The organism is Candidatus Firestonebacteria bacterium RIFOXYD2_FULL_39_29, assembly GCA_001778375.1.
In the GTDB taxonomy this organism is placed as follows: Bacteria; Oederibacteriota; D2-FULL-39-29; order D2-FULL-39-29; family D2-FULL-39-29; genus D2-FULL-39-29.
In genome coordinates, this window is sequence record MFGV01000005.1 from 1 (window position 1) to 24391 (window position 24391).

General features: G+C 36.2%; 24 protein-coding genes and 1 tRNA gene. All 25 read left to right on the top strand.

Annotated elements, in window-relative coordinates; all coding sequences use genetic code 11:
* Positions 1–147 precede the first annotated feature (147 nt).
* The 25 genes from A2536_07700 to A2536_07820 all read left to right on the top strand — a co-directional run bounded on the left by A2536_07700 (position 148) and on the right by A2536_07820 (position 24376).
* Complete coding sequence (locus A2536_07700) at positions 148–732, top strand: hypothetical protein (GenBank protein OGF48272.1); 585 nt, start codon at positions 148–150, stop codon at positions 730–732.
* A 23-nt stretch (positions 733–755) separates the two neighbouring features.
* A complete protein-coding gene (locus A2536_07705; protein OGF48273.1) occupies positions 756–1094 on the top strand; it encodes a hypothetical protein in 339 nt (112 codons plus the stop codon).
* A 15-nt stretch (positions 1095–1109) separates the two neighbouring features.
* Positions 1110–1937: a hypothetical protein gene (locus tag A2536_07710; GenBank protein ID OGF48274.1), complete on the top strand. Its 828-nt coding sequence runs from the start codon at positions 1110–1112 to the stop codon at positions 1935–1937.
* 140 nt (positions 1938–2077) lie between these two features.
* A complete protein-coding gene (locus A2536_07715) occupies positions 2078–2551 on the top strand; it encodes a hypothetical protein (protein ID OGF48275.1) in 474 nt (157 codons plus the stop codon).
* Positions 2541–2996, top strand: a complete 456-nt coding sequence (locus A2536_07720; protein ID OGF48276.1) for a hypothetical protein — start codon at positions 2541–2543, stop codon at positions 2994–2996. The genes A2536_07715 and A2536_07720 overlap by 11 nt, the downstream gene beginning before the upstream one ends.
* Positions 2980–3297 carry a hypothetical protein gene (locus A2536_07725; GenBank protein ID OGF48277.1) on the top strand — a complete coding sequence of 106 codons (318 nt, stop codon included), beginning with the start codon at positions 2980–2982 and terminating at the stop codon, positions 3295–3297. Before A2536_07720 ends, A2536_07725 begins: the two co-directional genes overlap by 17 nt.
* 176 nt (positions 3298–3473) lie before the next feature.
* Positions 3474–4436 carry a hypothetical protein gene (locus A2536_07730; GenBank protein OGF48278.1) on the top strand — a complete coding sequence of 321 codons (963 nt, stop codon included), beginning with the start codon at positions 3474–3476 and terminating at the stop codon, positions 4434–4436.
* Positions 4437–4590: 154 nt separating this feature from the next.
* Positions 4591–4839: a hypothetical protein gene (locus A2536_07735; protein ID OGF48279.1), complete on the top strand. Its 249-nt coding sequence runs from the start codon at positions 4591–4593 to the stop codon at positions 4837–4839.
* Between the two features lie 14 nt (positions 4840–4853).
* A complete protein-coding gene (locus tag A2536_07740; protein ID OGF48280.1) occupies positions 4854–5069 on the top strand; it encodes a hypothetical protein in 216 nt (71 codons plus the stop codon).
* 249 nt (positions 5070–5318) lie between these two features.
* Positions 5319–6497 (top strand): hypothetical protein, encoded by a 1179-nt coding sequence (locus A2536_07745; protein ID OGF48281.1) that lies wholly within the window; start codon positions 5319–5321, stop codon positions 6495–6497.
* Positions 6498–6776 (top strand): hypothetical protein, encoded by a 279-nt coding sequence (locus A2536_07750; GenBank protein ID OGF48282.1) that lies wholly within the window; start codon positions 6498–6500, stop codon positions 6774–6776.
* The gene (locus tag A2536_07755) at positions 6773–7051 is read left to right on the top strand and encodes a hypothetical protein (protein OGF48283.1); all 279 of its coding nucleotides are present in this window, start codon (positions 6773–6775) and stop codon (positions 7049–7051) included. The genes A2536_07750 and A2536_07755 overlap by 4 nt, the downstream gene beginning before the upstream one ends.
* 81 nt (positions 7052–7132) lie before the next feature.
* Positions 7133–7330, top strand: a complete 198-nt coding sequence (locus tag A2536_07760) for a hypothetical protein (protein OGF48284.1) — start codon at positions 7133–7135, stop codon at positions 7328–7330.
* A gap of 27 nt (positions 7331–7357) precedes the next feature.
* A complete protein-coding gene (locus A2536_07765) occupies positions 7358–7549 on the top strand; it encodes a hypothetical protein (protein OGF48285.1) in 192 nt (63 codons plus the stop codon).
* Positions 7550–7558: 9 nt separating this feature from the next.
* Positions 7559–7951, top strand: coding sequence for a hypothetical protein (locus A2536_07770; protein ID OGF48286.1), 393 nt, complete (start codon positions 7559–7561; stop codon positions 7949–7951).
* 15 nt (positions 7952–7966) lie between these two features.
* Complete coding sequence (locus tag A2536_07775; GenBank protein ID OGF48287.1) at positions 7967–8350, top strand: hypothetical protein; 384 nt, start codon at positions 7967–7969, stop codon at positions 8348–8350.
* Between the two features lie 37 nt (positions 8351–8387).
* Positions 8388–9527 (top strand): hypothetical protein, encoded by a 1140-nt coding sequence (locus tag A2536_07780; GenBank protein ID OGF48288.1) that lies wholly within the window; start codon positions 8388–8390, stop codon positions 9525–9527.
* Positions 9528–9552: 25 nt separating this feature from the next.
* Positions 9553–9628: transfer RNA gene (locus A2536_07785), tRNA-Thr, on the top strand.
* Between the two features lie 189 nt (positions 9629–9817).
* Positions 9818–11752, top strand: coding sequence for a hypothetical protein (locus tag A2536_07790; protein OGF48289.1), 1935 nt, complete (start codon positions 9818–9820; stop codon positions 11750–11752).
* A 100-nt stretch (positions 11753–11852) separates the two neighbouring features.
* The gene (locus tag A2536_07795) at positions 11853–15638 is read left to right on the top strand and encodes a hypothetical protein (protein OGF48290.1); all 3786 of its coding nucleotides are present in this window, start codon (positions 11853–11855) and stop codon (positions 15636–15638) included.
* A gap of 24 nt (positions 15639–15662) precedes the next feature.
* Positions 15663–16655 carry a hypothetical protein gene (locus A2536_07800; protein ID OGF48291.1) on the top strand — a complete coding sequence of 331 codons (993 nt, stop codon included), beginning with the start codon at positions 15663–15665 and terminating at the stop codon, positions 16653–16655.
* Between the two features lie 13 nt (positions 16656–16668).
* Positions 16669–17658 carry a hypothetical protein gene (locus A2536_07805; protein OGF48292.1) on the top strand — a complete coding sequence of 330 codons (990 nt, stop codon included), beginning with the start codon at positions 16669–16671 and terminating at the stop codon, positions 17656–17658.
* Positions 17642–20833, top strand: coding sequence for a hypothetical protein (locus A2536_07810; GenBank protein ID OGF48293.1), 3192 nt, complete (start codon positions 17642–17644; stop codon positions 20831–20833). Before A2536_07805 ends, A2536_07810 begins: the two co-directional genes overlap by 17 nt.
* A 207-nt stretch (positions 20834–21040) precedes the next feature.
* On the top strand, positions 21041–22921 hold the full coding sequence (locus tag A2536_07815) for a hypothetical protein (protein OGF48294.1): 1881 nt from the start codon (positions 21041–21043) through the stop codon (positions 22919–22921).
* 3 nt (positions 22922–22924) lie between these two features.
* Positions 22925–24376, top strand: a complete 1452-nt coding sequence (locus tag A2536_07820) for a hypothetical protein (GenBank protein OGF48295.1) — start codon at positions 22925–22927, stop codon at positions 24374–24376.
* The last annotated feature ends 15 nt before the right edge of the window (positions 24377–24391 follow it).

Consider the following 24391-nt stretch of genomic DNA (forward strand, 5'->3'; position numbering starts at 1 on the left):
AATTTTGTTCTCGTAAAACTTATTATACAGGATACGTCGCTGTTTTACTTCATACACATCTTTTGATTATAACTCATCAGCCTTCTTTGTGGAAAAATATTTAAAAAAATAATTAAATGTTAACATTTAAAATAATGGAGGAGTGATATGAGAAGAATGCTAGTAATTTCAATAGGATTCGCGTTGCTTTTTTCCGGCTGTGCTCATGTGTCTGATTATGGTTTTATTGACCAAAAGCTAAAACATATTGCGATTAGCAATAGTATAAAGACAGATAAAAAAATGGGAGACGTGAGTAAAGCATTAAAAAGTAGAAATGTGGCTTTAACCTTTAACGGGATTGTTGATAAGGAACAAGGTGAGTATGTTAAGTCGATAATTGAGAAATATCTAACAAATAATGATGTAAATATATGCTCATTAGATAAAGCGGATTATATTTTAAATATTAGGGTGGATGTATTAGGGACAATACAGGATGATGAGCATTTTGGGATATTTTATCATACATCTAAAAGAATCGGTCAAACTAGAGTAAATCTGAGTCTTAGTGATATAAAAAGCAAAAAAATATTAAATGAAGATACTTTACAAGGATGTGCTATGTGGACGGAATTATATTTATTCTGGATATTTGGACCCATTAGAAATTATAATGATAATGTCGATTATAAAGAGTATAGACCTAAGTATAAAAATTCTGATGAAATAGAAGATCTATATTTTAAATAGACAAGAAAATTGTGAGATTGAAAATGAAAATCAAAGATAAAATATTGGATATTCGGGGTCGTTTGAGTGATGGTATTATTGGATTTGTAGTTATAGGCTATTTTGTAATTAGCATAGTAATTGGTATGTATCGCGATTCCGGGCTGACAATATGGCAGTTTATCTCCACGAGCATTGTGATTATTATTATTATTGTAATAGGTTATTTCTCTAAAAAGGTTGGCTATTTGGAGGGTAATCGAGAAGGTTATAGAAGCGGTTATGAAGATGCTTATGAGGATGGTTTTGCAGATGGGATAAAGAACGATTATGGCAAAAATTATACAGATTTAGACAAAAAGGAAATGGAAGATGAATATTAAAGGGGAAGGTGAAAAATGAAAAATATCTTTTCTATGATTATAGGATTTGTCGTATTGTATTCAGGTTGCTCATATAAGTATTCTAATTTGCAATCTTCAAGTGATTCTGTTTATCATATAAAAGACAATATAGACCTTGCTGGAATTCCTCAATGGGAAAAGGAACGAATGGTTTTCAGTAACCGTTTGGGGTTTAATACTATTGAAGCAGGTAGAGAAGTTATTGTTTCGTTGGTTTATGAGCCAACTTTAAAAGATATGATATTGCCAGGAGATGTTATACTACAATTAAATTCAAATAAAGTGTTATCCAAAAGTTCATATGTTAAAATATTGGATAGTTTAGATATTGAATTGGTTTGCACAATAAAAATAAAAAAAGGTAATAATGTATCTTCCATAAATATCAGACCTGGTAAAAATTATTATGAATCAAGTCTATATTCTGAAATTGAAAGATTATTACTAGGAAATAAAATTGCTATCACCGTTGTCAGCTCATCAAATTCAGGATCCTGTGCAGATAATCCAGAAGCTGATAAAAATGATATTGCCGCTGTATATGAATCTCATTTATTGCAAATATTTAAGGCAGATGATAAATTTTCATTGGTGGATCGTGCTTTGATCGATAAAATATTAGCAGAGCAGAAACTTTCGTTGTCTGGGGCCATTGACGAAAAAACACGAGTTGAAATTGGCAAAGTCACAGGTGTTACACATATTATATTTTTAACTATTTGCAGGTATTCTGATGGCTTTGGCTGTACTGAGAAAATTATTGAACTCAAGACCGGAAAAATATTAGTTAGTAATAGCTATACAAGACCTTATGGTAAATAGATTCTGTGATTTATAATCATGGCCTGCTTCAAAATACCTCACCCTGAAAACATGAAATAATCATATATATCATGATGTATCTAATCTTATAGTATATTGACAAATTCAATAGCCTGATGTATAATGATAAAAGAGTATATATGAGTATAATAGCGCAATTACAACAATATTGTCTTGAAAAGAAGATGACCCAGAAAGAGCTTGCAAAGAGGCTCGGGGTCACTCTTGTTTCTGTTAATCGTTGGTTTAACAAAAGAAGTAGCCCGAATAAACTCCAGGTGTATCAAATTCAGAAGATTTTAGGCCAGACTGAGCAATATTCACTTGATAAGGCTGAATTACATAAATATTTAACTGACAAGGTAGAAAAGAGAATTGAATCTAATAGTAATTTAGGCTATGCCTGTGCAAGAGAGGACTCTCCTGAATACACTCCTGGCAAGGGCTTGATAAATTCTATAGCGCTAATAAAGGATGCTGAGACAGGAAGGGAAGAAGTATTTGTATCATATTTAAGTAGGAATGCTGGGGGTAGAGTTATTTACAGAAGTATACCGGGAAAGAGGCTTATTGAACTATTGGAGAAATCTCCGGGAGTTGACGATGACGCATAACTGGTCGAACTTAAAACGTGATTATCTGAAAGGTGAGTATAAAAGCTTGAAAGACTTTGCAGAGTATAAGGGAATAGCCTATCGGACAGTTAGAAAAATGGGAGCAAAATGGGGGCAATTGAGGGGCAAAATTGAAGAAAAAGGTGATGAGAAGACTGTCGAGAAGGTTTCGGACCACATAGCAGAGATGAATGTCAGGCATATTATAAAGGCTCAAGAACTTATAGAGACCGGAAGTCAAGCTTTGGAGCGGTTAGATTTTGAGTCAGCGGTTGGGGCCGTGAATGCTATAAAGACTGGGATAGAAATTGAGAGAGAAATAGTATTACCTAAAGGTGAAGATGCTTCAATAACTTTAATAATTGATGGGAGAATAAATCATCCTTTAATCTCAAAACTGAAAGCTATTCAGAATCAAAAGGAATTTAATGCTCTTCACCCGTAGAGAAGTGATGATAAGGCTTGAAAACATCCGGCAGTCTGTAATAAAGCTCAATGGATCCGAGAGTAAGGTTGACAATGAAGTTGGAAAGGGAATACTTAAAGAAGTAAATAATATCGAGGCAATAATGATGAGGCTAGCAATAACAGAGCAAGATGACGGCGCAAATACAGAATATGCGACAACTCATCCTGAAATGTGTATGGAGTGTGATGGATGGATCCCGACTGAAGGCAAGGAATTTCCCGATGACTTTCCAAGTAATCAAATATGTGGCTGTCTGCTTCCAAAGAGGGCTAAATGAAACTATTTATATCAATACTTATAATTTTGATAGGTGTAACAATAAAGCCATATTACACGATGTACTATGGTGGCATAGTATTATTTATAGTGTTTCAATTTGCCCTGGATGAAAAGATTAAGGAAATGGGGCTGTAGTAAGCTTAGAAGAATAAAATAGTGAGGCGGTTAAAATATATGAAAATGAAAAATATGGATTATAGATTAAATTCTAATTATCGTTTAGTTTTAAGAGTTATAACTACTATGGTAGATCCACTTCTTTGTGCAAAAGTAGATGAAGAACAGGGCCTTGTTTGTAAGAGTCCATTAACATTTGAAGGAGCATTTAATAAAATTTATTTATTTTATGTAGAAAGAATACGAGAGTTTGACAGGGGTGAATCTTTTTGGAGTTGCAGCGACTTTTTTAATAAACTTGCTATTTGCGGAGACTCAAACAAAATGTATTTTAACCAATGGAAAAAAGAACTGGAGGAAGCATTATTATGTTTTAATGAAAAAGAAACAGCGCCTAAGCTCATAATGATAAAATATGGATTATGTGGATCGACTCTTAAGGATTTTGAGGGTGTTGGCATTCTTGAGGGTGATAAAAGTGTAGCTTTTGTAAATCCTACTAATGAGAAATATCATAGCTGTTTAATTGGCATCCCTTCTTTTTTTGCAAGGAATGATAATAGTGCGGGATATTTGAGCGAGATAACTAATGATATAAACTGCGTTCTTCATCAAGAGGTAGTTGGTAAAGAAGCATTGTATAAATTAAGAGAAAATCTTTTATTACTTAAGAAATTTAAAGACTTCAACAATGTAAGATTTATAAAAAGATTAAATTCTTTCATTAAAAAACTATTGAAGAATAAAACGCCTATAAATGATTTTATGGTTAAACATTATTATGATTTTGCTGAAGAATATGTGGATCCGAAATATGCAAAACAATGTATATTTTGTAAAATGTTTTTTATTGTTTCTAGTCCGCAAAAAAAGTATTGCTCCTTATTAACGGATAGGCGTGATTGTGGGAAAAAAGCTCGGAGTCAAAAAGATTATAGAAAACATCGGAGTGTAAGAAAAAATTATTACTTGGGCGAAATGAGAGAAACAAGAAGAATTAGAAAACTATATAGTAAATAAGAAGTATTACCTGCACTACTTAATTATCTGCAACATTTTGAATTATTCAGTATACTTAAAATCATTATCTCTATCCTCTGTTTTAGGAAATTGAAGTAATGATTAAAGTGCATTAAACTCCTATTAGATTAAATTATTGAATAGGAGTTTATATATGAAAAAAGAAATGTATGCAACCTCTGATTTTTACCTCGCCTGCTTCTTGCTTTCTAAAGAATGTGAATTGTCCGTCGTTCAATCCGTAATTGATAATCCTAAGAAAAAGAGCTTCGTTTTCGTTTGTAATAAACAAAATGACATTGCTAAATTAGCAGATACTTTTTATACCGGGACTGGCTCAATTTCAGTTAAAAAGTATGTGCATTGTATAAAAGATTTAAAAAGTATTTTGTATAAAAATTAAAATGAGGGGCGAAAATGGATTACAGAAAAACGAAAGAAATAATTTTACTTGTAAAGGGTCAAAATTGCGGCTGTATTTATATTAAAACCGCAGATGAAGCTAATAGTATTGTAGGAGAAAAAAAACGTGCAAATAATTCGTCTTTTTACGATTATCACCTTGCGGAGCGAATTTATAAAGTTTATTGGTTTTTATTGCCAAATACAACAAAAAAGAGGGTAAGTATTTAAAATGATTAAAAAAAAGTACCAAGTTGGTACCAATTTAAAGGCCAGTTGGTTGAGTAGGTACCAACTACAAAAAAGTACCAACTTGGGAAAAGGAGGCAATTATAATGTCTATTCTTAAAAATAGGTATATTGGTACTCTTATATACCCCAAAAATAAAATCCTTATAAATCAATACTTTCACTTTTTGAATCTAGGGGGTAGGGGGTATAGTACCAACTACCAACTGTACCTGATAAGTGAGGTAAAAAATGTCTAACTTATTATCTGATTACTTTAATTATATTTACTCTCCGACTTTAGAATATCCGCAGGGCGATTTACAGAAGGCTATTACAGATGGGCCGGAAATTTATCAGGAAGCGACTTTATATTCAATTATAGGCACCCTGATGGGTCGCAAACGTTGGCTACCTTTCGGACATAACCATTTATACCCTAATACTTGGATAGTAATACTTGGTGAAAGTTCAGTTATGAGAAAATCAACAGCTTTATCAATAGGAATACATATTTTACAGGAATTAAAACCTCATAGTGTATATCCTAATGAATTTAGCGGGGAAAAGATTTTAGAGGTAATACAGGAAACCTCGTCAGGGGTATTTTGTTTTTATGAGTTTGCAACTTTCTTAGAAAACATGGAGAAGGAATATAATGCCGGAACAAGATCAATGCTTACTGAGTTATTTGATTGTCCTCCGTCATATAATCGGGCAACTCGACAAACAAAAATTGAAATTGTAGATCCTTGTCTATCAATATTAGCGGCTTCTACTCCGCAATGGCTTAAAATGTCCGAAAACAACTTAAAGGGCGGTTTTCTTACAAGGTGTTTATTTGTACCGGCAACACCAAAAGACAAACCATTTGAAATTGATATACCTAATAAATACGATATTACACAAAAAAGGCCTGTCTTAATAGAATTAAAAAAACATATAGAGCAAACAGCCGGAACAGAATATAAGCTATCTCCGGAAGCAAAAGAGAGATATAAGCAACACAGAAGGTTTATATTTGAATATAGCGAAGGAAAAGAAGTTTGGCAGATAAAAGAACTTTTTGCCCGCCAGGATATCTACGCCTTAAAAATATCAATGATAATTCAGAGCATTTTAAATTTCGATAAAAATGTAATAACTGGCGAAGCAATGGACAAAGCCTGTAATTTTGTAAAAAGATGTATGGGCAGTATGAGCATTGTTTGGGGTGGAATGGCAAAAAACAAAGAGGATAGTCATGTTAAAGCGGTTTTAAATATTATAAAAAAATATGGGAAATCCGGAATAAGCAGAAGTGATTTATTGCGTTCTGGCAATGTATCGGCAAAACAATTAACGGATATTATTGAAACATTAAAACAGAGTGAAAGAATTGAAGTTGTTACAGTGGACAAGGTGCAATGGTATAAATTGGTGGAGGAATAAATGACAAGAGAAGAAAGCATTGCAATAGAATATTTAAAAGGTAACGAACTATTTAAAACAATTAAAGACTTACCGGAATTTGTGCATTTATGCGATATAACTTTCCCGACAAAAGAATATCACTTGGAATTTAAGAAAGCATATTTTTGGCAGAAGTCAAATCCTAAAAGACAGAAGAAGAATCAAAGAAGATTTTTAACAAACTGGTTGTTAGCTGCGTATGGAGTTTATAAGCCGAAACAAGAGAAAAAACAAGAGGAAGTAAAGGAAAAAATATGAAATCAGCTGAGAGAAGGTTTATAGAAGTTTCCAGTAAGAAGCCTTACTGGAGTTCTTATCTTTGTTTTTGTGAGGCTATAGATAGCCAAAAATTTCAGAAAAAGACAATACAAAAGTGGTTCCATAAATTGGTTGATAAAGACGATTACTTTGTTGAGGATGGAATGAAGGGATTATTTCAGCATCTCTTTCAAATCTCGAATCCTGTTAAAGACAACAAGAGAAGAGTCGCCTGGTCTAAAAAAGTGGCTGTGGCGTGTATGAAACAGGGGTAAATTTGGCTTCCTGTGAGTTAATTATATCAAATAGTAGTTCTGATATGGTTAAAGCTGAACGAAGGGGTTTAAAAGTATAAAATGGTTGAAAAGAGGTTATACAACATAAAAGAAACAGCAGAGTACTTAGGTTTAGCAATCGGAACCCTGTATAATCTCATTTCTCAAAAGCGGATTGAATATGTAAAGTTAGGGCGGAACGTGAAATTTGACAAGAATAAGCTGGATAGGATGATAGAGTTAAATACTATAAAAGATATGAAAATAAGTGTTGAATAGTGTGTTTACATATGGTAAACTATTTATATGAGTATACTTGGTGACAGGGTAAGTCAAATATTGAAAGAAAAAAAATTAAGCCATTCTGATTTTGCAAAAAAATTGAAAGTCAGCAAGGGCTTTATATCTTTAGTTTTAAATGGGAAGAGAAACGTTACAATAGATACATTATACAAAATAGCTAAGATACTTCAATGTAATCCGAAAGACTTGGTCTAAGAGGGTAATATGGGAAAAAATAGAGATAATTACGAATTGAAACTTTGGCCATTTATAGTTTTTGCAATAATAGTTTTTATTGTTATAGTTTTAATAAGTAGAATCTATGACATAATAATGGGAACACTCGGTTTTGCGTTAATTGTCTTAGCGATTTGCTGGTATGAATGGATGAAGGCAGACCAAATAAAGCATAGCACTGATATAAATAACCCATATAGAAAAGTATGTAAAAATTGTAATAAATGGAAAAGGATAGGGGCTGGTATTAAAACCGGAAAGTGTGAAAGAATAAAAGAAAGACTTCTTACTGTATCTGAAAGTCCAGAAGACTTTGGTTGTATTGATTTTTATCCATATACTCGAACTCCAAGTGCAAGTGAAAAAAGTTATTTTGACTAATAATAGGGGACGAAAATGGGCAAAAATAGAGATAGATATAAATTAAAAGGTTGGCCATTTGGGATAACGGCGATAGTCGTTTGGCTTGTAATAATAAAAATATTTGAAAGATTTGAAAACACATCAGCAGAAGTATCGCTTTGCTTTGCGTTACTTGCTTTAGCATATTGTTGGTATAAGTGGGTGGAAGCAGACCATATAGAAAAGAGTACTGATATAAATAATCCGTACAGGAAAATATGTAAGAATTGTTCCTATTGGGAAAGAATTGGCGGAAAAAAAACAGGAAATTGTAAAAGGTTAAAAGAAAGTTTTACCGATGTATATGAAAGTCCTGAAGATTTTGGTTGCAGATATTTTGGCCCATGTGGTTATTACATGTACGATTACGATCCTTAACTTAAAGAAAACACAGTAAATAGGTCTGGAGGATAAAATGAGAATATATTCCAGGATAGATAGTAAAAGCGGAGCTAAGAAGTGGGGAATAGACTATTTGAATCCGGCAACGAATGAACGCATAAGGAAAATAATTGGAACGAATAAAAGGCAAGCTGAGGATGTTTTAGCTAAGATTAAGATTGAAATTATTGAAAAAGGCTATTTTGAGAAAAACGAGGTTAAGAATAGGTCGTTTATTGAAGCTCAAAAAGAGTATATTGATTTTGTCAAAAAAGACAAGAAAACATTTGAAGGGGATGAACATACGCTAAGATTGTTTGGAGAGTTTAGTTCCCCTGCAACAAATAGTAAGAATGTAAAGGAATTGTTGCTTTCCGGGATAACAACAAAAATTATTGAGGACTTTAAAGCTTTTAGAAGTGTTAAGAAGAAACCGGCTACAGTTAACAAGGACTTGGCCTGTTTAAAGCACTTCTTTAATAAAAATATTGAATGGGGCTATACTGAGTGTAACCCGGTAAAACGGGTTAAGCTATATAAAGTAAGTGATGGTCGTACCAGGTTCTTTGAGATGGAAGAGGTTGAGGCCTTGTTAAAGGCTTGTGAAGAGGCGGATCCAAAAGCAAAGCACCTTAAATCAATTGTAATTATTGCTTTGAATACCGGTATGAGAAAGAGCGAAATCCTTAATTTAAAATGGAAAAATATTGATTTAACACACAAAATAATTTATACTGGTATAACTAAGAACGGAGAAAAGCAAATAAAGAGAATGAATTCTGATGTAGAAAAGGCCTTGTCTGAAATATCTCCATTTAGGACTAAAGGTGAGAAGCTCTATTTTGATGACTTTGTCTTCAGAAACAAGAACGGGAAGCCCTTTGTTGATGTTAAACGGTCTTATAATACGGCTTTAAAGAACGCAAAGATAGGCGATGGAGCAAACTTTCATACTCTCAGGCACACTTTTGCTTCGCATTTGATGATGAAAACAGGCAACATAATGGCAGTAAAAGAGGCTCTTGGTCATAGATGTTTAAAGATGACAGAACGGTATAGCCATTTGTCGGAAAACTACAAAGAAAGAGCAATTGAAGGGCTTTACAAGAAGCAAGTTGGCACGGATTTGGCACATTTAGAGAAAACCGAAAATATTCGTGTTGAAAAAACATAAGATAAGATATATAAAATAAGGAAAAGCTGGCTTAGCTCAGTCGGTAGAGCATCTCACTTGTAATGAGAAGGTCATCAGTTCGATTCTGATAGCCAGCTCCATAAATATCGCATTAAATGAGACGGTCATCAGTTCTCCGCCTGAGGCGGACGGCTGTGGCCGGATAAGATAGCGAGCTCCATAAATATCGCGCTACAAAAGAAGGGCGTCAGTTCTTTGCTGCAAAGGGTTGGCGGACGGGGCATATGCCGGATGTCAGACAGCTTAAATATTTGCGCTAAAAGAGAATAATGAAAAATAAAAAACTCTTACTAGGGGTGCTTCTTTTAATAACTTTTCTTGCTTTTTTGCCGTCTCTGGGAAATAAGTTTACTAATTGGGATGATGATTTCTATGTCGTTAATAACGGGGTTATTCGTGAACTTAGTTTTCAAAATACCGTTAGAATATTCACTACAAGCTATAGCGAAAATTATCTGCCTTTAACGATATTATCGTATAATTTTGAGTATGAATATTTCAAGTTGAATCCTTTTTATTATCATCTTGATAACCTTCTTTTGCATCTGCTTAATTGTATCTTGGTATTTTATCTTATCTTCCTGCTCTGCGCAAATAACAGAATTGCTTTTTTTACTGCTTTGCTTTTTGGTATTCATCCTTTGCATGTGGAGTCGGTTGCCTGGGTCGCGGAAAGAAAAGATCTTCTTTATTCGTTGTTTTTTCTGCTGTCATTGATATTTTATGTGCAGTATCAGAAATTTAATAAAATCAGATATCTCTATCTGACATTTGCCGGTTTTGCGCTTTCCTGTTTTTCTAAGGCAATGGCCGTTACTCTGCCTTTTATACTTATACTGCTTGATTATTTTAAAAGCAGAAAGTGTGATAAGAAAGTAATTCTTGAGAAAATTCCTTTTTTTGTTCTTACGCTGATATTTGGTGTTCTTGGTTTTCTTATGCAGAAAACTCATGGAGCTATCAAAGCCGAGAAGTTGTCAAATATTTCTGATAATATTTTAAATGCGGTGTACAATCTTGGTTTTTATCTTTATAAAATTATAATACCTCTAAATCTGTCCAATATCTACTCCTACCCTTCGACATTATTTGGCATGATTCCTTTGATAATGCTGGTTGTTTTGACAGGCGTTATTGTGTATCGTTTTAAAAATAAAATAATATATTTCTGCTCTTTGTTCTTTCTGATAACAATATCTCCGGTACTTCAATTGATACCGCTTGGCAATGGAGTTCCTGCGGACAGGTATACCTATATCCCGGCTATAGGTATATTTTTTCTTTCAATTACCGGGCTGGAAAAGCTTTATGTAAGATTTGAATCAAAGAGTATTAAAAGAAAACTTATTTTATCCGTGATATCTGTAATATTAATTATATTTATTTCTCTTACATTTCTAAGGTGTTTTGCCTGGTATAATGGCGAAACAATCTGGACGGATGCCATAAAGAATGATATTAACTCAAAAATTGCGATTTACAATCTGACGGTGCTTTCTTTTGAGAAAGGGGATTATGATAAAGCTCTCACAGGCTTTTCAAAAGTAATAGAACTTGATCCGGGTTTTGATCTGGCATATGAGCAAAGAGCGAATGTTTATATCCGTTTAGGATTGTATGCAAAAGCAAGAACAGACATTGCACAGATAAAGCAGAATAGTTCAAAAAAAAAGGATATTTGTAAAAAGTTGTATGAACTTTGTGACAGAATAGAAGGTAAGGGAAAAAAAGGAATTAATAGAGAAGAGGCTCAGATTGTAGAGGATGGCCTGACTTTTCTTGCTCAAGGCAATTATAAAGGTGCGATAATAAAATACACCGAAGCCTTGGCATTAAGCCCCGGAAATCCTGAGTATCTGAATAATAGAGGAGTATTATTTAGTACGCTAAATGATAACTTAAACGCTCTGAAAGATTTTGATGCTGCAATAAAAGCCGTTAAGAATGATGTTTTGCCGGAATATTATTTTAACCGTGGAAATTTATTTAGAAAGCTGGGGAAAAATCACAAAGCTGTTGCTGATTATACAAATGCAATTCAAAAAGAGAAGGGCAGGTCGGAATATTATAATAACCGCGGAATAGCATACTATAATCTGAAAGATTACAAGCTGGCTTTAGTTGACTTTAACCAGGCTGTATTCCTAAATCCGGATAATAAAAGTGCAGTTAAAAACAGGAATAGTCTTATACAGAAACAATAAAGTATTGAGTATAGTCATTAGACAAAGTATAATTGACTAAGATGTATTTGCTGAAGCCATTGCTTGAATGCAGCTGTCTCTATTTATCGGAGGTGGTGATATGGGTTGGAAAAGATTAATTTTATTAGCTGTTTTATTATGTTTTGGTATTATGACAAGCGGTTATCTGTATGGATTAGATGAGAATGTGCAAAAAGAGACAACAGTTGAAAAAAGCAGTGTGTCTAAACAAAAGAAAAGAAAAAGAGCCCCCAGGGAAAATAAAAAACTGACTGAACCCAAAAAAGAAGCGCCTAAGGCTTCAATCAACCCGCCCATGGAATCAAAAGACGGTAAAGAATGGATCTATGTCTCCGAGACCTCGGCAAGTATCTACTGGAAAACGGATATACCCTGCCAAAGTTATATTGAGTACGGTCAAACAGCTATTTACGATAAAAAATCTGAAAAAGACAGCAAACTTAGAAAGGGGCATTTCCACCGTCTTCCGGGATTAAAGAAGGGCGAAGAGTTTCACTTTAGATATGTAACAATAGGTGAGGATAAAAAAGAAATAAAAGGGGAAGATAGAAGAATAAAAACAAATGTAATAGCAAATGCCGTATATCTTCCCGGCGATTTAAAGGGACCTCCATATGTGTTAAGTCAACCGGATACCGTGTATGTTTTAACAGAAGACATAACTGCAGAAGGTACAGCGTTTGAGATTAGAACCGCCAACGGGATTACTCTGGATTTGGACGGACACACGGTAAAATATTCAACGGCTGCAAAAGCTATTAAGTGGGACAGACCGGCAGGTCAGGTCTTTGGAGTGTTTATAAATTATGCCAAAAATTTAAAAATATATAACGGTGTTATTAAGCAAGGTGTAAAAAATACAAATTGTGCAGGAATAGAAGTAGGAGGATCAGATAACATTGAAGTGGCAGGGATAACTATTGAAACTTTGGGTGATACACAGTGTTTGGAAGGTGCATATGGAGTAGGTGCGGTACGTCTGCATCATAATTATTTTATTGACAGCTGTAATGATTGGATAAAAGAAGGCGGGCCGTGGAATCCCAGACAGTGTGTTTCGTTCGGACAACCTGCTGCAAAAATTGATCATAATCTTTTCACGGCAACTCACAGGTTGCTGCATGTAAGTGATCAGGGAGGGATGTCGGATAACAGCGGCGGGGAAATCTACGAAAATGATTTTTATCTTGATTCCTGGGGAAACCAATCGGAAGGTGTTGTTCTTGAATATCGCAATGCGGTATTCCGTGATAATTATATGATTTGTGAAGGTGCCGCATTGATAGGTGTAAGAGCGGGAGGGGCCGGAGGCAGATATTCAAAGATATACAATAATCACATTGAAGTAAGACCTACCAGGGGATTTGAAACTGAAGAAGGAGCCGGAGTTCCTGCTCCTGATGTTTATATGGCCATTGCTCTTTCCGGAGGTAATTACGGGACGGAGATATATAACAACTATATTGAGGTGTATTCAGGCAGGTACGGCAAGGGCCGGTCTGCTTCATTCTGGTCTAATGAAAAAGGCAGTTATGTTTCTGTGAGTGTTTCCAGCGATATAGAGGCAAACGGGATAAGGGTTGTTAATATGATGTTTGATGCTTTCACAAATATTCATGATAATACAATCAAAGCAATAAGCAAAAAAAACGGAAGAGCAGCCTGTGTAGTTGTTACCGGCGGATGTCAATCTGATACATTGGAGTTTAAGAATAATAAGTTTATAAGCAACTGGTGCGGTGTAATTGTGTCAGATTTAAAACATTCGACTCAATGGAAGGGTGAACAGGATGGTGGAAGAAATGCTGTATTTATAAATAACACCTTCATTAAAGAGGAAAAAAATGACGGATATAAGATAATCAGGTGCGGTTGGGATACAATTGACAGTAATGCCATGTTTTTAAATAATAAATATGAGGGAGGCGCGGCAGCAGACGATATTCTTTTTGACGGTAAAAAGGGAGAAAGGGAAATATTGATCGGAAGCATGTCTTTAGCCGCGATAAAAGATGAAAAAGGAAAGCCTGTTATTGATGCTAAAGTTGAGTTAGTATTAGATAAATCAAAGTTAGAATCTGTGAGTTATTCTACGGTAGCAGGAACAGCCGGGATACCGGTAGTGAATACCGTTTACACCCCAAAAGCCAAAATACCTGTTCTGTCGCACAAAATAAGAGTGAGCAAGGAAGGTTATGATAATTTTGAAATTGATGTGAAACCCGGTGATAAAATTGCAAATATTGTTTTAAAAGAAGGATTTGCCGATCCGGAAGCAGTGATAAAGTGGTTAAGTGAAAAATATTCCGATAAAGCAAAACAAGAAGCTGAGTGGGACTGGCTGCATGCTCCTTTGACCTCCATTACGGAAAATAGTGCTCATTTTGGGGTTACCTCTGCCAGCGTATATTGGCAGACGGATGGAAGGGCATGGGGATATGTTGAGTATGGGGAAGATTTTAAATACGGGATAAAGACACAGCCATTTGAAAAACCTAATTTTGCTCATTTGCACCATATTAAAGGATTGAAAAAAGGTGCCAAATATCACTACCGTATGGTAAGCATAGGTGTTGACGGGAAGAAAGTGTTAAGTGAAGATAAAACAATCAGCACTGTAACTGATAAAGGTATGAAGATATTGACCGGAAATCCGCCTTATAATCTTAATGAAAAAGGGACCTATCTGTTGACAAATGATGCATCCTGCAATAGTGGATTTGGAGTGTCTGTGTCCTCTTCCGGAGTCACTTTAGAAATGGATGGGCATACTATCGTGTACGGAGCTGCTCAACCTTCGGGAGTTCCGGGACAGGGTATATATGGAACAGGTGTTTCCAATTTTAAGATTTTTAACGGTATAATCAGAGAAGGCCCTCATGACGCAGCATATTCTCATGGAGTAAGTTTGGTCGGATGTAAAAATTATGAACTTGCGTATCTTCGAGTTGAAGTGAAGAGTTTTTTAACGGGTGTTTTGTATTTGCGGAAAGGCAGTAACAGCTTTGATATCCATCATAATTTATTGTGGGATCGCGGGCATGCATATGCGAACAGGCATCAGCAGAATAGAACAATTGATATGGCTGACGGTGGAGGGGCTGACAGCAAGTTTCATCATAATATGGTGGTTGCTGCAAGAAATCAGAGTATTAGCGGCGGCGGTCCTAATTCAGAATATTTTGAAAACACTGTGGAACTTGTGGGACATTCAACCAATTCTGCGGCGATAGCCGTTGTAGGGGCTGAAGCCAAGGTACATCATAACAGGATCATAGCAAGAGGGGAACATCCCCACGGCATATGGGGTTCACCCGGGGTAAAATATTTTTCAAATAAAATTGATTCCATGACTGATATGTGCGTTAGTTATGAGTATGGTACATTGGGAGGGGTTGGATTTAGGACGAATTACTCCAGGAATTATTCCGGAATGGAATTGTCTGACAATGTAATGGTTGTGCGGGCGATGGAAGATACCGGACGGGATTTTGTTGACTCAGGCAGCTGGTTGTTCTGGCTGGCTGATATGAAAGGAGAAGACAGCGTTCTTTTTAAGAACAATACCTTTGTTTCTATGGTTTATGGCAATGCAAAAACAAAAGGACTTGCACACTGCAGTACTTCTCCAAACATTGTTTATGAAGGTAATACAATTATTTCTAACTATTGCTGCGTCACCTTTGGCACACACCGCGGCGATGGGATGAACAGTCAATGGATCAATAATACGTTTGTTAAAATAGGGAATAACCGTGAATTTAGAACTTTCAAAAATGAACGCGGAAAATGTACTGGCAATAAAATGACCGGTTCCATATATAAAGGCGGAGCGAGTTTGGATTTTTCAGGATTTTTAAAATGAGATTTAATATTTTCCGGAGGTTTTATGGCAATAGATAATACAGAAGCTATAAAGGTGGTTTGCGATAATATGGACAGGCTGATGAGTTGTTCTTTAAGGACCTTGGGTCATCCAAGGGCAGCTTATGTAAAGAAGCTGTATGAAAGAGAAAGGTCTGTTTTAGGTGAACCTATTTGTTATGTTTGTGCGAAGGAGATATTAAACCATCCGGGGTGCCGTATAGCAATAGTAACCGGAACCTATAATCCTGTTTATTTTCCCGGAGGGGAAACCGACGGACCCATAGGGGCCGTTGTTCTGGGAAGAGCTTTGGAACAATTAGGATATAAAATTACTTTATGTTTTGAAAAACAGATACTTCCTGCAATGCAAGCACTGGCAAAAGCGGCAGGTTTAAAAAAATATGAAGTGGAAGGGCTTACTATCGGAGAAGGAAACGGTTACGCAGAACTGGCGGAGAAATATGACGGTGCAATATTTATTGAAAAAATCGGAACAAATAAAGCAGGCGTTCCTCACACTTCATCGGGGGTAAGGAGCGACTCTGATGATTCAGTCATAGACGGGTTTGTAAACGGGATGCTGAAGAAAGATAAATTTTCAATTGGACTGGGAGACGGCGGCAATGAAATTGGTTTCGGGAAAATGTACGATTATGTAAGAGAAGTAGTTAGATACGGTGCCGAATGCCGTTGTCCGTGTAAAGACGGAATAGCCACAAAGCTCGCGACTAAAATTCTTTTTCCTTCTGCCATATCAAATTGGTCGGCTTATTCCATTATTGCCGTGATAGCATTGATAAAAAATGATATTTCCTTGTGCCATACGCCGGAAAAAGAAATAGAACTTCTTGAGCTGGCGCCGAAAGTAGGTTGTTTTGAAGGGACAGTCGGCAAGGGTAAAGCCTACATTGATGCAGTTCCTGCCAGAGGGTCTGCTGCAATGGTTGAGTTGTTAAGAACTGCAGTGGAAGTTGCTTACGGTGAAACAATATCTTTGGAAAGCCGTCTGTACTAAAAGGAGCTGTTTGATGAAAGTATTGATTTTGAATGAAAAAGATTTAAGAACAGCATTGAAAGATTCAAATCCGATAGACGATGTAGAGCAGGGTTTTAAAAAATTAACATTAAATGAAGCTGTGCTTCCGGGTATTATTTCACTGGAAATTCCGGAAAAAAAAGGCGAGTTTCATATAAAAGGAGCATATCTTCAGGGGAGTCCTTTTGTCGTTTTTAAATCAGCCAACAGCTATTATGATAATCCTGTTAAAGGGCTGCCTTCAAGCAGCGGCTTGTTTTTTGCATTTGATTCGGATACCGGTTTTATAAAGGCGTTAATGTTTGATAATAGTTTTTTAACCCATGTAAGAACCGGGATATCAGGGGCCATCGGGACAAAGTATCTCTCAAATAAAGATTTAAAACAGGTTTTGATAGCCGGTTGTGGGACTCAGGGTCGCTTTCAATGGGAATATTTAAAAAAGGTAAGGAGTATAAAAAAATTAAAACTTTGGGATATTGACCCTAAAAAAGCCGAAGAATTTCAAAATGAAATAAAGGCGAAAGATAAAATAGATGTTTCAGTCGTGACCAGCTTAAAAGATACTGTGCCGGAATGCGATTGTATTACTACCGTTACCCCGAGTAAAAAACCTTTTATTTCATTAGAGTGGATATCTAAAGGCACGCATATAAACGCTGTAGGCGCGGATAATCCGGATAAACAGGAACTTGATGAAAGAATATATGGAATAGCGGATGTTATTATTGTCGACAGAAAAGCCCAATGCGTTAAATTTGGAGAAACTCATCATGCGATAGAAAATAATATAATCAAGGAAGAAGAAATTGACGGGGAGATCGGAGATGTGATAGCGGGTAAAGTTTGCGGGCGCACTTCTGTTGATCAGATAACAATATGCGATCTGACAGGAGTTGGAGTGCAAGATGCGGCAATAGCAGCTTTTGCAATTAAAAAAGCTACAGAAAAAGGGCTGGGAACGTATGCCGATATTTCCTGATCCGGGAGAATGTAAAATGTCTACAAAAATAAATTTAATACTTCTTTCTTTGAGTTGTTTTATTGTTTTAGCTTCTAATGCAAATAGTGTTTATGGACAAGCACCTTCAAAAGAAGAACGAATAGGGTTTTCAGAAGATTTTGATAAAATAGAAGGCTGGAAAACGGGTGAAAAAAATCCTCTTGCAGGGATGGAAGCAAAAGAAGGCCTGGGTGTTTTTAAAACATATATTGGCTCTTTTATGGGAAGCAAACCTATTGAGCAAACCATAACTTTAAAACCCACTTCGGAAGCTGTGAAAGAATATGACATGGAAATTGATCTGGACAAATATAAATTTTTGATCGCCAAAATAGATGAAAAATCAATGTTTTCAATTTTAAGAATTAACGGTAAAGAAACAGAGGTGGCATATACCAGCGGAATAATTTCGGAAGACCTGGCAAAATTAGGTTTCAAAGGCAGAAAAAAATTAAGAATTGCAATTGAAATAATGAATAATGGCAGGGAATTAAAGATAGATTATCTCCGCCTGGCTAGCAGTTTAAATGACGAAGAAAAAAAAGGTTTAATAGTGTCTCCTGTCAGATTGTATAAGGAAAACATTCAAAGTCATCCGTACCAGAAACTTGAAGCGTTATACAGCCGGTCCGCAAGACCGTTAATGGAAAATATAATAGAAGAAAAATTTATGTTCCGCGATGTCGGAACGGGCGCAGTTATGTGGAGGGTGACAGGACTTCCAGGGGATGAAGGATTTTCAGAAGAGTATGATATGTGGAAACCGGATGGTTCCGGCTTTTATGCGAAAGGTTCCAGGCACGGATATTTTGATTATAAAACAAACAGATGGGAACAGGGCGGCAGCGTTGATCCAAATCCTGAGTATGAGGTCAGCTATCGTGAAAAAAAAGGATCTGTAATATTTAAAGCCCGTAATCATCAAAACAATAAGATGGAAGTTGTATATGACACTCCTGTCAAACAGGGTCCGGGAAATAATAAGGGTCTTATTCACGGTGATAAAATGGTTGCTTTAATTGCGGGAGTTGAGCTGATAGTTGTTGATATGAAAGAACAGGATAAAAATAAACGGATAAAAACATTTCCATTGGGACCTGATGGCGCAAAAGGAGGCGGATTCAGTTATGACGGGAAGTATTTTATCTACTATAGCCCCTTCGGAAGTTACGGTATTGTAATTGTGGATTTAGAAACAGGTAAGGTGGAAAAGGGCTCAATTTTTACGTTTACTCATGGAATGGGAGGAAGCCCATACAGTATTATGGCCTACGGCGGAGGATCAAAGTTAATAGTTTCTGAAAAAGCCGATTATGGCGGTAATTCTCATCCAGGGAATGAACTTAAAGTATATGGTGTTTATCTTGATGCCGTGCAAACCGATTATGGCGGAATGACAAGAGATTGTAGATATGGTATTACGAACGGGACCGGCGGGGAATTAGCAGGACAGCATGTTATGTTTGATGCTACTGATCCCGGCACTGTACTGCGCCTGTGTAATTGGAGGATATCAAGGATACAATGGAATCTTTTTACCAAAGCTATTGCAAGCCCTGACTATACCAAGCTTGTTCATCTGTCAGATATGCTCGGCAACGGTAATTATTATTTTTGTATAATGAGATTACCTGATGCTCCAAAAGAGTTAAAAGCCTCAAAACAACAGGGCGGGGTTAAACTTGAATGGAAAATACCGGAAAGGCATGCTGAGTTAAAAGGATATAATATTTATAAGTCGAATAAAAGCGGAAATGGTTTTAAGCGGCTTAACTTGAAAGTAATATCTGAAACAGCTTACCTGGATACGGAATCAGGGTCTGAGACAGGATTCTATATGGTTGCTGCCGAAGAATATTCCGGATTAGAAGGATTCTTGTCACGTGAAGCCAGCGCGGGCGGGTTAAACGGGCCTGTTATCCTGCATTATGAAGCGGAGGAATGTGAAAAAACACTTCCAATGAGAGAGGTCTTAGACGGTTATGCTTCAGGATATCGCAGCATGCGGGTAACTAAGGTTGCTGAAGGCGAAGATTCCGGTTCTTTAACAATAAATCCTGGAATTTTTAAAAAAGGCAGCTATTTAATATGGGCAAGATGTAAAAATGCATCCGGCGGAGATGGAAAGTTTTCTCTGAAGGTGCAAGGTAAGGAAACCGCCGTGTTAAAGGGAGTAACCGGTGATTGGAGTTGGATAAAAAGTACTGCAGAGGTTTCAATGTCACCCGGAGATAAATTATTGCTGGTTTCTAATGATGACGGCCTGGCGGTGGATAAAATAGTAATAACAAATGATAATAGTTATAAACCTGTTGGTTGTGATGATAGGAAAGGCAAACCGGCAGCCGTTTTGGAATTTAAAGCATCTGAAGTTACTGCTAATTCGGTTAAATTAGAGTGGAAACCTAACATGGATTCTGATTTGTATTACTATTCTGTGTATGTTTCTGAAAAACCTGATTTTAGTTTGGATAATGAAACAGTGTTATGTTCAGGAGAAAAAACAATAGCCTTGGATTGGGGTATAAAATCAAACACAAAATACTGTTATAAAGTGGTAGCTGTTGATAAACGGGGAAATATGTCCGACCCTGTTACTCTTGAAGTAAAAACCTCCGGTCTGGAAATAGTCACAAAAGATATTGAATCCGGAAAAGCAAAATTAAGCAGTTCACTTAAAACCGGAACTACCGAAGGAGTGAATTTTGTGGAATTTCCCAAGGATGCTGTTTCTGGAAACCAGTCTCTGACATTTGATCTTGATATCATCAAGGACGGTTCGTATTATTTCTGGATAGAAAATAGTCCCCGGCAGATAGGAGCCAGAACGGTTAAAGTGCTGGCAGATGGTAAAGACGTCGGATATTGGTCGGCTCGGGAACCGCTCAGGCTTGGCAGTGCTGCAGAAGTTAAACTTGAAGATGCAAGATGGTTTGTAGAGCGTTTGTCAATAGCTCCAAATATCTGGGGAAACGGGGTCTGGAAAAGTTATTTGAATTTTAATACAGGAAAACATACTTTAACTATTGAATTTGATGAAAAAAAGGCCGGACTAACCCCGTTAATTTCGAAAATATGGTATAGTAATGATGCTTCGTTTATACCACCCGGTTATAATGTACAGGCAAGATTTAATAAATTAAAAAGACAATAATAATCTTAGTATAAAAAGAGGAGGAGTTTAATGCGGAACATACTTAACACGTCCTTCCGTGATTGCCGTTTATGGGGATTACCTGTTAATATCTGATATGTATTCACATAGAGTAATGCGCTGTAAATTAGTTTATAATCAGGAATTCAGACTGGAATGCAACTGATTAAGTACATTTGTTTTACCATAATCAGTTAGGGAGATATCGTGAGCAAATATGAAGGTTTGGGCGTATTTTTTGTTTTTATTTTTGTTATTTTATTGCTTAAGGGAATAGGGCATGCTCAGGATTTTGTAAAACCTGTTAATAAGATCTGTAATATTAATCTTGTGTCGGATGTGGAACCTGATATGACCTCATTGGACAGTATAATAAAAGATATTACTAAACCGGGTATGACTGATGAGCAAAAGTGTCTTGAGGCTATGAAATTTGTAAATGAGCATAGATTCTGGGCTCCCTCCCTCAGGACTCCGGGTTACGGTCTTGATGAAGGCGGAACTGATCTAATATTACTTATGAATTCTACAATACCGACAATTTGCCAGCAGGATGCCGCACTTTGTTCCATACTGTGGATGTGCATGGGGTATGATGTTCGTTACTGGCAGTTAAAAGGACATACTACAAGCGAAGTCAAATGGGGTGATAAATGGCGTAATTTAGATGCCACATTTCCGGAAGTTGCAAAAGGTTCTGATGGCAGTATTGTGGGAGTTATCGAGGGTAATAAAAGGTATAAGCCGAATATAAGTTACATTGAAAAATATGATGATTTTATCGTGGGGCATTCAATGACTATGGGTTTAAGAAAAGGGGAGAATTTTACAAGATACTGGGGGCCTATTTCAAAAGATCCTGATTATTGGATCCCGGATTTAAATAAAGAAATGCCTCATGATAAGGGTAATGAAAGAAGAAGTTTGGCAACAATCATAGAAAAAAAACCTTATAGATTTGAAACCCAGGGTTGCGGCTATGGAAATGGGCTATGGGTTTTTGTTCCGGATTTTGTTAGTTCGGATTGGAAGGATTTTGTTGAATATGAGGAAAATATCAGAGTCCCGCAAACTAAAGAAGGATATGTGAAATCAATGAGTCCTGCAAAAAAAGGGGTCATTATTCTGAAAGTTTACACTCCATACCTTATTGACTGCGCCTGGATAAAAGGAAAATGCAAAAAAGAAACAAATGACAGTCTTAATATTTATGTTTCTAAAAACAACGGGATGAATTGGGAATCCGTATGGGATGCCAGGTTGATGAAAACCGGAGAAGAAAAATTCAATATCCCCGTAAGATCAATCGTAAGACAGGAACTAAGTTATCTGGTAAAAATAGAAATTGACGGTGCCTCCGCAGGATTTAAAGATTTAAGGGTTGAAACTGTTGTTCAGGTAAATCCGTTGTCGCTTCCTGCGTTAAAAACGGGAGAAAACAGTATAAGTTTTGATGCCGGAGAGCAGACGGAGCGTATTACGGTTATACCGGAAAAGAATAAGTTTCCGGAATTAAAGAATCAATGGAGTAAGGAAATAGAAAAGGGATTTGTAGAAGCTTCTATGATAAAACCGGAAAATGAAAATGCTTTGATAATAAAGGTAAAGGCACCCGGCAATATAAAAAAAATAAGTTGGGGCGGCAGATTTAGAAAGGATGCTTTTCAAATGTCTTATTCTTGTGATAATAAAGAATGGAAGAAACAAGAAGTATCAAATAAATATATATTTCCCGGCACAGATGCTGCTAAAAGACTTATAGCAGTTTACGAGAAAGTTGCTAATCTGCCCGGTGATTGCAAGACGATATATTTAAAGATGGGAACAACAAATGATTGGATACGGGTAGTCCAATATTTGCGGGCAGATGTTGATTATTCCGCAAAAATAAACAATTTTAATAGTAAATCTTTTCCTGCCGGTATTAAAGTAAAATATTGCTGGGTGGAAGAAAAAGACGGGAAAAAAGAAGAAAAGTACCATACTGAAGAAATAAAGTCCGTTCCTCATAAATTTAAGATAAAAGTAGAAGGTTCGGAAAGACCTGTTATGAAATGGGTAAAGATTGAATATGGAGAGGTAGAGTAGAAAATGACCGGGAAAGTTAATAAATGTATATTGAATGGTAATATTCAGATAGCATTTTCAAGTACTATTATTACTGATTGCGGGCAAGTTTCAAGGGCGTCTCGCGGATATGATAAGCCTGAACCCCCGGCAATTCATGATGACCTTAAAGCAAGAGTGCTTTTGGTGAAATCAGACAAAAAAGAGATGGTTTTGATTTCCTGCGACTTTGGCGGATTTGACCTGTATGAAATTAATAAAATAAAGGAACAAATTAAGAGAATCGGAATTTCCCCCTGCAATGTTACGATATTTTGCTCCCATACTCATGCAGGATTTGACAAGATAAATAGCGGAAAAATTGGAGAAAAACTTGCTAATATAATAAAAAAATCAAGAAAGAATATGGTGTCTGCTTCCGTAGGATTCCTTGAAGTTAACGCCGGTACGGGTATCAATATTAATAGAAGAGTTGTCTTACCGGATGGTTATGGTGTTTTTTGTATTATGTATAATACCGACTGTACTATTGGAAGTAATAAACTTAATTGTACAAAACAAGTGCGTAAGCAGTTTGAAGCATTGGGGTTAGATTGTAGAAAAGCTAATATTCTCAAAAAACCGGTTTATACTGACAGACCCGTAGATACTACATTAAACGCTATTTATTTTAAGGATGATAAAGGGAAGTTATTGGGATCGTTTGTGCGGTTTTCAGGACATGCTTGTGTCGTCTCCTCAAAACATATAGGAAACCGTATTTCGGCGGATTATGTCGGATATCTTTGTAGAAAAGTTGAAAAAGAGCTGGGTGGAATATGCCTTTTTGGAAACGGCCCTTCCGGAGATATTAGAATGCTTTATCGTGAGAATACTTTCAAGGAAGCCGAAAGATTCGGAAATTTGCTGGCGGGTAAGGTTATCGATAACTTCAAAAAAACGGATTATAGACCGCTTGTTTCTTGCGGGGTAATTCAAAAAGAAGTTGACTTTCCGGTTAATAAAAAATTCCCTAAGACAGTTGAAGCGGGAAAAGAAAAATCTGAATATTTAAAAAAAGAAATATTGCAGCGAATAGCCGATAGGAAAGATATTCGAGGAATAAAAACTCTTTATGATGAAAAATATTATATTGAGTCTAAGACGAGATTGTTCAGCAGGGACAGGCATACCTGGGATGAATGCCTTTCCGGAAAATTAAAACGTGAAGTTCAGTATATGTATTTCAATGATATCGGCATTGCCGCCTTACCCGGGGAAATATTTACAAAGATTGGGCAGCGTATAAAAAACGAAATTGGAAAAGAAAAAGTATTTACGGTCAGTCTGGCTAACAGTTATTTGTGTTATTTTCCTCCTAAAGAAGAGTATGGGATGGGAGCATATGAAGTTGGTCAAAATTTGCTGGCACCTGATTCGGTAGATAGACTTGTGAATGAATCTGTTTTATTAAGCAGATATTGCTCCGAATCATAGTTTACTGAGGATAGG